The organism is Streptomyces sp. YIM 98790 (genome assembly GCF_011421595.1).
Classification (GTDB): Bacteria; Actinomycetota; Actinomycetes; order Streptomycetales; family Streptomycetaceae; genus Streptomyces.
The window spans coordinates 1-12,249 of the sequence record NZ_WTLH01000173.1; the positions used below are offsets into that span (position 1 = coordinate 1).

13 protein-coding genes are annotated in these 12,249 nt (G+C 75.2%); 9 read left to right on the forward strand and 4 right to left on the reverse strand.

Features of this window, described 5'->3' with window-relative positions; genetic code table 11:
- The coding region (sucB, locus tag GQS09_RS22565; protein ID WP_165989133.1) for a 2-oxoglutarate dehydrogenase, E2 component, dihydrolipoamide succinyltransferase at positions 1–1,491 on the forward strand (1,491 nt) is incomplete at its 5' end.
- An 81-nt stretch (positions 1,492–1,572) separates the two neighbouring features.
- Here the strand turns inward: sucB and GQS09_RS22570 are convergent.
- Positions 1,573–2,079 (reverse strand): hypothetical protein, encoded by a 507-nt coding sequence (locus GQS09_RS22570; RefSeq protein ID WP_165989131.1) that lies wholly within the window; start codon positions 2,077–2,079, stop codon positions 1,573–1,575.
- Between the two features lie 87 nt (positions 2,080–2,166).
- Between GQS09_RS22570 and GQS09_RS22575 the strand changes: the two genes are divergently transcribed.
- Positions 2,167–2,379, forward strand: coding sequence for a hypothetical protein (locus GQS09_RS22575; RefSeq protein ID WP_165989135.1), 213 nt, complete (start codon positions 2,167–2,169; stop codon positions 2,377–2,379).
- 158 nt (positions 2,380–2,537) lie between these two features.
- A complete protein-coding gene (locus tag GQS09_RS22580; protein WP_313896282.1) occupies positions 2,538–3,545 on the forward strand; it encodes a hypothetical protein in 1,008 nt (335 codons plus the stop codon).
- A 101-nt stretch (positions 3,546–3,646) separates the two neighbouring features.
- On the opposite strand, the gene GQS09_RS22585 is transcribed toward GQS09_RS22580, so the two are convergent.
- Positions 3,647–4,087 (reverse strand): helix-turn-helix domain-containing protein, encoded by a 441-nt coding sequence (locus tag GQS09_RS22585; protein WP_165989137.1) that lies wholly within the window; start codon positions 4,085–4,087, stop codon positions 3,647–3,649.
- A gap of 67 nt (positions 4,088–4,154) precedes the next feature.
- Complete coding sequence (locus GQS09_RS22590) at positions 4,155–4,931, reverse strand: thioesterase family protein (RefSeq protein ID WP_165989139.1); 777 nt, start codon at positions 4,929–4,931, stop codon at positions 4,155–4,157.
- A gap of 98 nt (positions 4,932–5,029) precedes the next feature.
- Here GQS09_RS22590 and GQS09_RS22595 point away from each other — a divergent pair, with 98 nt between their 5' ends.
- The 3 genes from GQS09_RS22595 to GQS09_RS22605 all read left to right on the forward strand — a co-directional run bounded on the left by GQS09_RS22595 (position 5,030) and on the right by GQS09_RS22605 (position 8,261).
- Positions 5,030–6,211 carry a thiolase family protein gene (locus tag GQS09_RS22595; RefSeq protein WP_165989141.1) on the forward strand — a complete coding sequence of 394 codons (1,182 nt, stop codon included), beginning with the start codon at positions 5,030–5,032 and terminating at the stop codon, positions 6,209–6,211.
- A 238-nt stretch (positions 6,212–6,449) separates the two neighbouring features.
- On the forward strand, positions 6,450–7,028 hold the full coding sequence (locus GQS09_RS22600; RefSeq protein WP_243761681.1) for a DoxX family protein: 579 nt from the start codon (positions 6,450–6,452) through the stop codon (positions 7,026–7,028).
- Between the two features lie 72 nt (positions 7,029–7,100).
- Positions 7,101–8,261, forward strand: a complete 1,161-nt coding sequence (locus tag GQS09_RS22605) for a YafY family protein (protein WP_165989143.1) — start codon at positions 7,101–7,103, stop codon at positions 8,259–8,261.
- A gap of 65 nt (positions 8,262–8,326) precedes the next feature.
- Here GQS09_RS22605 and GQS09_RS22610 read toward each other — a convergent pair whose 3' ends face one another.
- Positions 8,327–9,274, reverse strand: a complete 948-nt coding sequence (locus GQS09_RS22610; protein ID WP_165989145.1) for an SDR family oxidoreductase — start codon at positions 9,272–9,274, stop codon at positions 8,327–8,329.
- A gap of 236 nt (positions 9,275–9,510) precedes the next feature.
- Here GQS09_RS22610 and GQS09_RS22615 point away from each other — a divergent pair, with 236 nt between their 5' ends.
- From GQS09_RS22615 to GQS09_RS29850, 3 genes are all read left to right on the forward strand, one after another.
- Complete coding sequence (locus GQS09_RS22615; protein ID WP_165989149.1) at positions 9,511–10,050, forward strand: DUF4240 domain-containing protein; 540 nt, start codon at positions 9,511–9,513, stop codon at positions 10,048–10,050.
- 214 nt (positions 10,051–10,264) lie between these two features.
- Positions 10,265–11,332: a TIGR01777 family oxidoreductase gene (locus GQS09_RS22620; protein ID WP_165989146.1), complete on the forward strand. Its 1,068-nt coding sequence runs from the start codon at positions 10,265–10,267 to the stop codon at positions 11,330–11,332.
- Positions 11,333–11,859: 527 nt separating this feature from the next.
- Positions 11,860–12,249, forward strand: a 390-nt coding sequence (locus GQS09_RS29850) for an FAD-dependent oxidoreductase (protein WP_399552581.1), incomplete at its 3' end; no start/stop codon positions are given.

The window sequence follows — 12,249 nt, forward strand, 5'->3', positions numbered from 1 at the left end:
CAGCCCGCCGCCGCCCCGGAGCCCGCCCCGGCTCCGGCCGCGGAGGCCCCCGCTCCGGCACCGGCTCCCGAGCCCGCGGCGTCCGCCCCGGCGGGGGGTGCGCAGGGCACGGACGTGGTCCTGCCCGCGCTGGGCGAGTCGGTCACCGAGGGCACCGTCACCCGCTGGCTGAAGCAGGTCGGCGAGGAGGTGGAGGCGGACGAGCCGCTGCTGGAGGTCTCCACCGACAAGGTCGACACCGAGATCCCGGCCCCCGCCGCCGGCACCCTGCTGGAGATCGTGGTCGGCGAGGACGAGACCGCGGAGGTCGGCGCCAGGCTCGCGGTCATCGGCGCCAAGGGCGCCGCCCCGGCACAGGCCCCGGCCCCCGAGGCCCCGGCACCGGCACCGGCTCCCGCACCGCAGCCGGCCGCCCCGGCACCGGAGCCCGCCCCGGCCGCCGAGACCCCGGCCCCCGCACCGGCACCTGCCCCTGCCCCTGCACCGGCTCCCGAGCCCGCTCCGGCCCCGGCGGCTCCCGCCGCCCCGGCCCCGAAGCCCGCTCCGGTGCCCGAGGGCGTCTACGTCACCCCGCTGGTGCGCAAGCTCGCCAGCGAGAACGGCGTCGACCTCTCGCAGGTCAAGGGCAGCGGCGTCGGCGGACGGATTCGCAAGCAGGACGTGCTGGCCGCCGCCGAGGCGGCCAAGGCCGCCAGGGCCACCGAGGCGCAGGCCCCGGCCGCCGCCGCACCGTCGGCCGCCCCGGCCGCGGTGCCGGCCGCCGCGGCGGAGCTGCGCGGCAAGACGGTCAAGATGTCCCGCATCCGCAAGGTCATCGCCGAGAACATGATGAAGGCGCTGCACAGCCAGGCGCAGCTCTCCACCGTGGTCGAAGTCGATGTCACCAGGATCATGAAGCTCCGGGCCCGGGCCAAGGAGAGCTTCCTGGCCCGGGAAGGCGTCAAGCTCTCCCCCATGCCGTTCTTCGTCAAGGCGGCGGCCGAGGCGCTCAAGGCGCACCCGTCGGTCAACGCCCGGATCAACGACGACGGCACCGTGACCTACCACGACGTGGAGAACGTCGGCATCGCGGTGGACTCGGAGAAGGGCCTGATGGTCCCGGTCATCAAGGGCGCGGGCGACCTGAGTCTGGCGGGCATCGCCAAGAAGACCGCCGAACTGGCCGGCAAGGTCCGCAAGGGCGGCCTGACCCCGGACGACATGTCCGGCGGCACGTTCACGATCAGCAACACCGGTTCGCGCGGTGCACTGTTCGACACCATCATCGTGAACTACCCGCAGGTCGCGGAGCTGGGCATCGGCGCCACCGTGCGCCGCCCGGTGGTCGTGGACCACCCGGAGCTGGGCGAGACCATCGCCATCCGGGACATGGTCTACCTGACGCTCTCCTACGACCACCAGCTGGTGGACGGCGCCGACGCCGCCCGCTACCTGACGGACGTCAAGGCGCGTCTGGAGTCCGGCGAGTTCGAGGGCGAACTCGGTCTCTGACCGCCGCGCTCCCCCTCCGGAGCCGGCCCGGAGCCGGTGTGGAGCCCCGGCCGCGCACCTCGCGCGGCCGGGGCTCCGCCGTCACTTCTGCTTCCCGCAGTCCGGGTAGCGGGCGTCCACCGCGCAGGCGTCGTAGACCGCCTTCCTGACGTCGACCTCGACCTCTTTCTGCTCGTCGGTCAGCACGGTCAGCTCGTACTCCGGCCCGTCGCAGTTCGTGCCCGAACCGGTGGAGCCGGTCGAGCCGGTGGAGCCGCCGGCGGAGCTGCCGCCCGCGTCATCGTCGTCCGGCTTGCCGACCGAGCCCCCGCCGCCGGTGGTGCCGTCCTTGGAGACGTCCCCGCCGCTGCCCGACGACCCGCCCGAACTGCTCGACCCGCCCGAGGAGCCGCCCGAGGAGGAGCCGCCGCCCCCGGAGGACCGGGCCGGCGCCTTCTGGCTGGAGATCTCCTTCTCGCACCGGTCGATCTCCTTGTCCACCACCGTGCCGCTGACGTGGGAGGGGCCGGAGGAGCAGGACACCGTCGCGAGCGCGGCCCCGGCCGCGGCCGCGAGCGTGACGACAGTCCGGCGAATCGTTGCGGGCATGTGGAAATCCCCCCGAGGGACTCGTAGGTGTGGGCCGAACGCAGGTTACCGCCCGCCCGGGGCAGCCCCGGGGGCTGTGGCCTTCCCGTGACGATCCTGCAGCGCTGGCATCGCCGCCCGCCGTGGGAGCGCTCCCAAGCCCTGGGCTCCGCCGCCTCCGCCGAGCCGGTCGACGGCTGGACCGTCCCCTGGTCCTTCACCGGCGGCCGGCAGATCGGCCACCTGCGGAACGGCACGCTCTCCCAGAACGGCCCGGACCCGCCGAAGCCGCCGAAGCCGCCGAATGCTCCCCTGACTTGACAGGCTTTTGGTACCAGTCATGCTGCTCGCGACCGTGAGCGGCGCGCAGCGCGGTGCGCGCCGTGCCCCATGACCGGAAGGCCGCCATGTCGATCTCGCGTTCGTCCCCGCCGCTGGTGTTCGGGATTTACCCATCGGGTGCTTCGGCGACCGATCCCGTGACCCCGGACGACCCCGCCCGCATCGAGGACGCCCTGGCCAGGCTGCAAGGGGCCCCCGGACGGCCGTTCCGCGTCCGCGCCTATGCGGAGTACCACGACGCGGCCTGCGACCTCACCGGCGACCACCTCACGCCCTGCGACGTCGAGCGGTACCTGGGCAAGGGGCGGCGTCTGGACCTGGTGGCGCAGTTCCAGGCCCACAGCGGCAACACCAGCGGCTACGCGGCCTTCGTCCGGCACCTGGTGGCACGCTACGGGCCCCGGACCGACCTGCTCCAGGTCACCGAGGAGGCCAACGTGGCCGGTGGCCACGGCCTGGACGGCGACTTCCCGCAGGTGCACGAGGCGCTCGTCGCGGGCGTGCTCGCGGCCAAGGACGAGGCACGGCGCCGCGGGCTCGCCCGCCTGCGGGTGGGGTTCAACGTGGCCACCACCGAGGATGGCGATCCGTTCTTCGGCGTGCTCGGGCGGCTGGGCGGCGGCCGGCGGTGGTCCGAGGCGGTCGACTATGTCGGTCTGGACTGCTTCCCGGATGTCTGGGACCACCCGGTCGCCCCCGACGGGCAGCCGGGTGACCTGTCCGACGCGGTGGTGGAGTCGGTGCGCTGGCTGCGGCGGGAGCTGCCCGCGGCCGGGCTGCCCGCCGGCGTCCCGGTCGTGGTGGCCGAGCACGGCTGGCCCACCGGACCCGGCCGTTCCCCGGAGCGCCAGGCGGAGGTGCTGGAGCGGGTGATCCGCACGCTGTGGGACCGCCGCGGCGACCTCGACGTCGTGGGGTACACGCTGTTCGCGCTGAGGGATGCCAGGAGCGCCGGCCGGGACCTCTTCGACCAGTTCGGCATCGTGCGGGACGATTACACACCGAAGCCCGCGTTCGAGGTCTACCGTCGGCTGATCGCCGGGGCGGACCAGGCGGGCAGCGGTCACAGGGGTGCGGTCCAGGTGCGGCAGGGCGGAGACGGAGACGGAGACGGCGCGCTGCCGGTCCCCCACCGCGCACGCTGACGTTCACCACGGGGCGGCGCCGCGCTCACGCACCGTGCCGGCCGGACGGTCCGGGTGCCGCCAGGCCGGGACGCCGGCCGCCCGGCCGTCCCGGCCCGCGCTCAGGGCCGGGCGCTGCTGAGGCGGAGCGGTGTCAGGTCGCGGGGCCGGGAGGGCTCGCCGCAGTGGGCGCAGACGGTCTGCGGCCGGAAGACCTCGCCGCAGGAGTGCCGGAAGACCGTGGGCGGCTCGCCCTCGGTGACATAGCGGTCGCCCCAGTCCATGAGGGTGACCAGGACCGTGTGGAGGGCGCGGCCGGCCTCGGTGAGGACGTACTCGTGGCGCGGCGGGTGCTGTTCGTACTGGCGGCGCTGCAGGACGCCGGCGTCGACCAGCTTGCGGAGCCGGGCGGCGAGGATGTCGCGGCTGGCGCCGGTGTTGCGCACGATCTGGTCGAACCGCCGCACGCCGAAGAAGATCTCGCGCAGGGCCAGCAGGCTCCAGCGTTCTCCGACGACGGCCATGGCGTTGGCGATGGAGCATTCGCGGGGGTTGGCAGGCATGGTCTCTTCCTCGGCGTGCGGCGTGCGGCGTGCGGGTGTGTGCGGGTGTGCGGTACGGAATCCGGCTTCAGGGAAGGAGGAGGCGGCGGGTCTGCCGGCCGGTGGCGAGCAGGGTGCCGTCGGCAGTCCACAGGGTGCAGTTGTCCACGCACCAGCCCGCCGCGGCGTGCTCCGTGCGGATGCGGGTGAGCATCCAGGCTCCCGGGGCGGCGTCGGCCACCGCGTCGGTCAGGTGGGCGGCGAACTCCACGGTCGGGATGGCGAGGGGCTCGCGGAGGATGCCGTACAGGGCCGGGGGCGGGGCGTCCAGCAGGATCAGGGCCGCCTCGGTGGCGTCGGCCGGCGGGGTGCGCAGGCGCATCCAGGCGGTGAGTTCGGGTTCCTCGCCGCCGGAGAGCGGGAGGCGGTCGTCGGCGGGACGGATGTCGATGTGGTCGGCGAAGTCGACGACGGCCCCGCGGAAGGCGGGCCGGGAGTCGGCGTCCGGCACGCCGGGCAGCGGCCGGCCGGGCCAGGGCCGCCCCGGTCCCCCGGGCCCGAAGGTGGCGGTGGCGGTGACGGCCGTCCGGCCGCCGGTGGTCAGGTCGGCGCGGGCGGTGGTGACGCTGCGGCCGGTGCGGAGCAGCTCCACCCCGATCTCCGCCCGCGGCTCGCGGACCGCGCCGAGCAGGTTGGCGTGCAGGGCGCGCAGCGGCAGCGGCCGCGGCAGGGCCTCACGGGCGCGGGCGGCCAGGCGGGCGACGAGATAGCCGCCGTGCAGGCCGTCCCAGGAGCGCCAGGACGGGTCGAGGTCGGCCGGGGCGGCGCCGGCGGCCGGGGCGGCCGGGGTGACTGATGTGGTCATGGTCTCATCCGCGTTCGTTGTGATGTCCAACTCTGCTGCTCATGAGTATGGTCCCAGAAGGTTGGATTTTCCAACTCAGTGGACGAGGAGGCAGAGCCATGCGAGACGCAGTGATCGTTGACGCGGTGCGGACGCCGATCGGCAGGGGGAAGCCGTCGGGCGCGCTGCATGCCGTCCACCCCGTCGACCTGCTGGCCGGGGTCATCCGGGAGGTGACCGGGCGCAGCGGGGTCGACCCGGCACTGATCGACGATGTGATCGGCGGGTGCGTGGACCAGGTCGGGGAGCAGGCTCAGAACACCACCCGGTGGGCCGTGCTGGCCGCCGGGCTGCCCGAGTCCGTGCCCGCCACCACCGTGGACCGGCAGTGCGGCAGCAGCCAGCAGGCCGTGCACTTCGCCGCCCAGGGCGTGATCGCCGGGGCCTATGACCTGGTGGTCGCCTGCGGCGTGGAGTCGATGAGCCGGGTGCCCATGTGGTCGAACGTGCCGCCCGGCACCGATCCGCACGGCCCCGCGGTCGCCGCCCGCTACCCCGACGGGCTGGTGCCGCAGGGCGTCAGCGCCGAACTGATCGCGCAGAAGTGGGGACTGGACCGACGGGCGCTGGACGAGTTCGCCACCGAGTCGCACCGCCGGGCCGCCCTGGCCACGGAGGAGGGGCGGTTCCTGGACGAGGTGGTGCCGGTGCGCACCGGCGAGCGGACCGTCACCACCGACGAATCGATACGGCCGGGGACGACGCCGGAGGTGCTGGCGGGGCTGCAGCCGGCCTTCCGCGACCCGGACCTGGGCGAGCGGTTCGGCCTCACCGAATGGGCGGTCACGGCCGGCAACTCCAGCCCTGTCAACGACGGTGCCGCCGCGGTGCTCATCGCCTCCGCCGAGACGGCGGCCCGGCTCGGCCTGCGCCCGCGCGCCCGGCTGCACAGCTTCGCGGTCGCGGGCTCCGATCCGCTGCTGATGCTCACCGGCGTCATCCCGGCCACCGGGAAGGTGCTGCGGCGGGCCGGGCTCCGGCTGTCCGACATCGATCTGTTCGAGGTGAACGAGGCGTTCGCCAGCGTGGTGCTGGCCTGGCTGGCGGAGACCGGCGCCGACCCGGCGAAGGTCAACGTCAACGGAGGCGCGCTGGCCCTGGGCCACCCGCTCGGCGCCAGCGGCGCCCGGCTGATGACCACCCTGGTCAATGCAATGGAGCAGCGCGGCGCCCGCTACGGCCTGCAGACCATGTGCGAGGCGGGCGGCCTGGCCAACGCCACGGTGCTGGAGGCGCTGTAACGGCGGGCGGCGGCGGAGCCTCTGCCCCGTTCCCCTCCCTCTCCCGTGCGGTGCGATTGCCCAAGGACGGGGAGACGGGGCGGAGGCGGCGGGGGTGTTCGGGGAGGTCCGAGGCTGGGCGAAACTGCGCGGCTTCCGAACAGTGTGCATCTTGTCATGTACGGGATATGACCATACGGTTTCAGAGTGGGTCTGGGAGCGCTCCCACACCTGTCCGTCTCAGTCGAAAGGGACACGCATGGAGCCGCTGCCCCGTTCCCCGTCACCGCCCGTCGCCCCGCCCCGCGCCGGCCGGCTCGCCGCGCTCTGCCGGCGGCACTCCGTCGCCGCACTCCGGATGCTCATGGGCCTTCTCTTCCTGTACTTCGGCGGCATGAAGCTCATCCCCGCGGCCAGTCCGGCGGAGGAGATGGCCGGCCGGACCATGGAGGCCATCACCTTCGGCCTGGTGCCGGCGGCCGTCTCGCTGCCGCTGCTCGGCGTGCTGGAGGTGCTGATCGGGACCGGCCTGGTCACCGGGCTGCTGCCGCGCCTGACCCTCACCGTGTTCTTCGTGCACATGAGCGGCACGTTCCTGGCCCTGGCCGTGCTCGCCGGTGAGATGTGGTCCGACGCCGGCCCCTTCCCCACACTGCCGGGACAGTACGTGCTGAAGAATCTCGTCCTGCTCGCCGCGGGCGTGGTGATCGCCGCCCAGGGCGTGCCGGACCCGGCCGGTCCGCCCCCGGCGGCAGCCGCAGCGCCCGCCCCGCAGCGGGAGCCGCGGTCCGGACGCCGGCCCGGCCGGGTGCGCGAGGAGCAGCCGGCCGCCGGATGATCCGGTCCCCGCCCCGGGCAGGACGGGCCCGGGGCATCGCGGGGAAGGGAGAGGGAGGGGAAGGATGGCGGTATGCGGGCTGCACGGTTGATTCAGATGGTGCTGCTGTTGCAGAACCGGGGACGCATGACGGCCGCCGAACTGGCCGCCGAGCTGGAGGTCTCCGAGCGCACCGTGGCACGGGACGCGCTGGCGCTGTCCGAGGCCGGCATTCCGGTCTACGCCGACCGCGGCCGGGCCGGCGGCTACCGGCTGGTGGGCGGCTACCGCACCCGGCTGACCGGCCTGGACCGCAGCGAGGCGGAGGCGCTGTTCCTGTCCGGCGTTCCCTCGGCGCTGCATGCCATGGGGCTGGAGGACGCGGCATCCGCCGCCCGGCTCAAGGTGTCCGCCGCGCTCGGGCCGCGGCTGGCGGACGCCCCGCGCAGTGCCGCGCAGCGGTTCCATCTGGACGCGCCGGGCTGGTGGCAGCCGCCGGACACGCCACCGCTGCTGCCCGCGGTGGCCGAGGCGGTCTGGGACGACCGCCGGATCCGGATCCGCTACCGGCGCGGCGGCGGCAGCGGCGGAACCACCGGCGGCGGGGAGGTGGTGCGGATGCTGGAGCCGTACGGGCTGGTGCTCAAGGGGGGCACCTGGTACCTGGTGGCCCGCCCGGTCGCCGAGAACCCGCCCGGCGGTCCGGGCGGTCCCGCCGGTCCGGGCGGTCCCGGCGGTCCGGGCGGTCCGGGCGGTCCGCCGGACGCGGTCTACCGCGTGTACCGGGTCGACCGCATCCGGGACTGCGAGGAGGCGCCCCCCGCATCCCCGGGGAGCTCCGCCCCCGGCGGGCCGGGCGGGCCGGGCGCCGGGCCGCACTTCGTGCGGGAGGAGAAGTTCGACCTGCCCGGCTTCTGGGCCGAGCGGGCCGCCGAATTCGCCCGCTCCATCCTGCGCGAGAAGGTCACGCTGCGCCTCACCCCGGACGGCGCCCGGGCGCTGGGCCGGATCACCGACCGGTCGGCCGCCGCGGAGGCCCTGGCCGCCGCCGGTCCCCCGGACGGCCAGGGCCGGATCACCGTGGTACTGGCCGTGGAGAATCTGGAGGTGGCCCGGCACCAGCTGCGCGGGCTGGGCCCGGAGGCAGAGGTGCTGGCCCCGGCCGAACTGCGCAGACGGTTCGCCGAGGACATCGCCCGGCTGCACGCCCTCTACAGCCGGGCGCCGGCCGGCGCCCGGCGCGGCTCCCGCTAGCCCCCGCCGGCCCGGCCGCCCGCGCTCCCGCCCCACCGGGCGGCCGCCCCGGCACGGCCCGGACGTCAGCGGTAGTCCTCGGCGGTCCCCGGTTTGCCCTCGACGGCGACCTCGGTGATGTAGCGCCAGGAGTCCGGCAGGGAGCCGTCCGCGTCCGTGACACCGTACTCGCGGCCCAGGTCGTAGCTGGAGAGCGAGCGGCCGTTCCAGCGGTCCCGCTCCGGGTCGGCGGCCAGCGCGGCCACGCCCCGGCCCAGCAGCAGCGGGGTCTCCGAGATGCCGAAGTGCGGCTCCTTGGCGATGGCGTCCCGCCAGTTCTCCTCGCTGACCCCGAAGTGGTCCAGCATCTGCTCGGAGCGCAGGAAGCCGGGCGTGACGCAGACCGCGGTGGCGCCGTACTCGCGCAGCTCGCGGGCGAGGCCGAAAGCCATCCGCAGGGGCGCGTTCTTGGCCAGGTCGTAGTACATCTGGTCGCGGTAGTTGGCCCCGTTGTACTCGGCGGTGCCGTCGGTGACCTCGATCACCAGGCCGCCCGGGTTGCGGATCAGCAGCGGCAGGGCGAAGTGGCTGGTGACCAGGTGGGTCTCCACGCCGAGCCGGAGCATGCGCAGCCCGGTCTCCAGGCCGACGTCCCACAGCTTGACGGTGAAGGTCTCACCCAGCAGGTGGTCGCCGCCCCAGATGTCGTTGACCAGGATGTCCAGCCGACCCTGTTCCCGGTCGATGCGCTCGGTGAGGGCCCGCACCTGCTCGGGTTCGAGATGGTCGGTGGGGACGGCGATGCCGCGCCCGCCGGCCGCGTCGACCAGTTCGGCGGTCTGCTCGATGGTCTCGGTGGGGCGGCCCACCTCGCTGACCCGGTCCCGGGTGGTGCGGCCGGTGACGTAGACGGTGGCTCCGCCCCGGCCCAGCTCCACGGCCATCGCCCGTCCGGCGCCCCGGGTGGCCCCGGCGACCAGGGCGACGCGTCCCGCCAGCGGTCCGGGCTGCTGCGGCTGTTCCGGCTGGTTCATGTGCTGCTGTCCCTTCGTGGTACGCGGGGATGCGCGGGCCGCGGGATGCGTCCGCGCGTCCGTACGCCACGACCCTGACCGGGAAAGCCGACATCCTCTGTCAGGTATTGCGCGGGAACAGCCGGACGGCGGCAGCGCACGGCCCGGACCGCCCGCCCGGCGGTCACCCGGTCGGGCAGCCGCCGCGCCCGCCTGACGTGCGCGGTTCCCCGGGACCACGGATGCTGGAGTGCGTGATGGACGAAACCGAGTTCTGGGATCTGGTCGACAGCACCCGGGAGGGTGCGGAAGGCGACCCGGACACGCACGCCGATCTGCTGGTCGAGCGGCTGACCGAACTCGACCCGGAGACCGTCACGGATTTCGCCCGTCACTTCGAGTCGCGCTTCCAGCGCGCCTACCGCTGGGACCTGTGGGGCGCCGCCTGGGTGCTGCTGGACGGGGCGAGCGACGACTGCTTCGAGAACTTCCGCTGCTGGCTGATCGCCCAGGGGCGGCATGTCTTCGAAGGCACGCTGCACGATCCGGACAGCCTGGCCGGGCTGCTCGGGCCCGAGTTCGACCCGGAGCGGGACGGCGAGGCGGAGGAGGTCGGCTTCGCCGCCTATGACGCGTACGAGCAGCTGACCGGGGGCGAGCTGCCGGACCTGGGGCTGGCCGAGCCGCCGCCGGAACCGGTCGGCGAGCCCCTGGACTTCGAGGACGAGGAACAACTGGCCGGGAGCTATCCGCGGCTGTGGGCCCGCTTCCGCGCGGGCCTGCCCCGCACGGCCTGACCGCCCGCCCCCGCGGGCGGCCGGTTCCACCGCCCGCGGGGCCCCGCCGGGACCACGGGACACCCGTGCGGAGCGCGGCGGGCTGTCCTCCCGCCGCGCTCGCGCTGCCCGTAGAGTCGGCGCTTGGCTTCCTCCCCCGCCTGACGGCGGGGGGTTCCAGCGGTTGCCCGCTGGTGTCCTGCTTCGTCGCCGACCGCCCCTCAGGAGAACTCCGATGACCTCGCAGCCCTCCCCCGAGCCGTCTCCGCACGAGCCGTCTCCCGGCGAGCCGTCCGCGAGCGAGCCGGCGGTGCAGCCGCCGCCCGGGGCGGGGGCGCCGCTGCCGCGCCGGATCGCCGTCACCGGCTCCTCCGGGCTGATCGGCGGGGCGCTGGTCGCCTCGCTGCGCGCCGATCCGGGCCCCGGCGGCACCGTGGAGGTGCGCCGTCTGGTGCGCGGGGAACCGCAGGCCCCGGACGAGGCCCGCTGGGACCCGTCCGGCCGGGACCGGGAGGTGACCGCCGCCGCGCTGGACGGCTGCGACGCCGTGGTGCACCTGGCCGGCGCCGGGGTGGCCAAGCGCCGCTGGACCGCACGCTACAAGCGCGTCCTGCGGGACAGCAGGGTGCACGGCACCGCCGCGCTGGCCGAGGCGATGGCCGCCATGCCCGAGCCGCCGCGCAGCTTCCTGTGCGGCAGCGCCATCGGCTGGTACGGATACCAGGGCGACCGGAGGCTGGACGAGGACTCCCCGCCCGGCGAGGGCTTCCTGCCCGGGCTGGCGCGCGACTGGGAGGCGGCGGCCGAGCCCGCCCGGCGGGCCGGGGTCCGGACGGTCTTCCTGCGCACCGGCCTGGTGGTGGCCGGGCACGGCGGTGCCTGGGGACCGCTGTTCCCCGTCTTCCGGGCCGGGATCGGCGGACGGCTCGGCAGCGGGCGGCAGTTCTGGAGCTTCATCTCGCTGGAGGACGAGATCGCGGCGATCCGCTTTCTGCTGGCGGACCGGCAGAACGCGCTCTCCGGCCCGGTGAACCTCACCGCGCCGGAGCCGGTGACCAACCGGGAGGTCACCGCCGCCATGAGCCGGGTGCTGCGCCGCCCGGCCCTCTTCCCCGTGCCCGCGGCGCTGCTGCGGGCCGTACTCGGCGAGTTCGCGGGGGATGTGGTGGGCAGTCAGCGGGTCGTTCCCCGGCGGCTGCTGGAGGCCGGCTTCGTCTTCGCCCACCCGGGCATCGAGGAGGCGGTGCGGGCCGCCGTCCGGGCCCGCGGCTCGGGCAAGGGGCGGCCGGCCCGCGGCGGTTGATCCCGGATCCTGCTGGGCGGGGCACGCGGCGGAGCATCACGCCGCCCGCGTTCAGGCCGCGGTTCACACAGTGGTTCCCGCGGCGGTTCACACGGCCATGTCCGGCGTTCCGGCGGGGCCGGGCGTCTCGCGTTCTCCGGCCGCGGCTGGCAGCATGGCCGTCGGACGACACACCCGACATGACGGACAGCACCGGTCTGTGCCGTGGCCGTGCCGCACGCGCGGAGTGCCGCGGCCCGGCCCCGGCCGGGAGGGTTTCCCGCGCCGCCAACGGGCATCAAGCCAGGGGAGCCGCGCGGCACCGCCACCGGGACACCTCCCGGTCCGCCGCGCCCCCGCCGCCGCCCCGCGGCTCGCGGCGGCTCCCCCGGCTCCGCTTCCCCTGGCCCCTCGTTCGTTCCCCGTTCGTTCCCCGTTCCGGACCCGCACCCCTGGACCCAGGACTGCCAAGGACCCCTGCCGACATTCCCGGGCGGAGGCACCAGTCCGCCGCCTGAATGCGCCTAACCACCCACCGGGGAGGGCATGTGGCAACCGAAACCCCTGACGTCAGCAATCGCTCGCCGCGCCGCGGCATACCCGTGGCCGCCGGCTCCGCGGCAGCCGGCGGCGGGACGGCCGATGTGGTCGTCGTCGGAGCGGGCACGGCCGGCCTGGCCGCCGCCCGCCATCTGGCCGACGCCGGGCTCGGCGTCACCGTACTGGAGGCCGCCGACCGGATCGGCGGCCGGATGGCCACCGACCGGGTGGACGGATTCCGGCTGGACCGCGGCAGCTGGCTGCCCGTGCCGGGCATGCCGGAACTGGGCCGGCTGCCGGAACCGCTGCGGCTGGTCCGGCTGGACGGCGGCGTGCTGCTGCGCGGCACCGAGCGGGTGCAGCGGGTCGGCGCCCGCGCGCGCCGCGCCGCCGGGCCC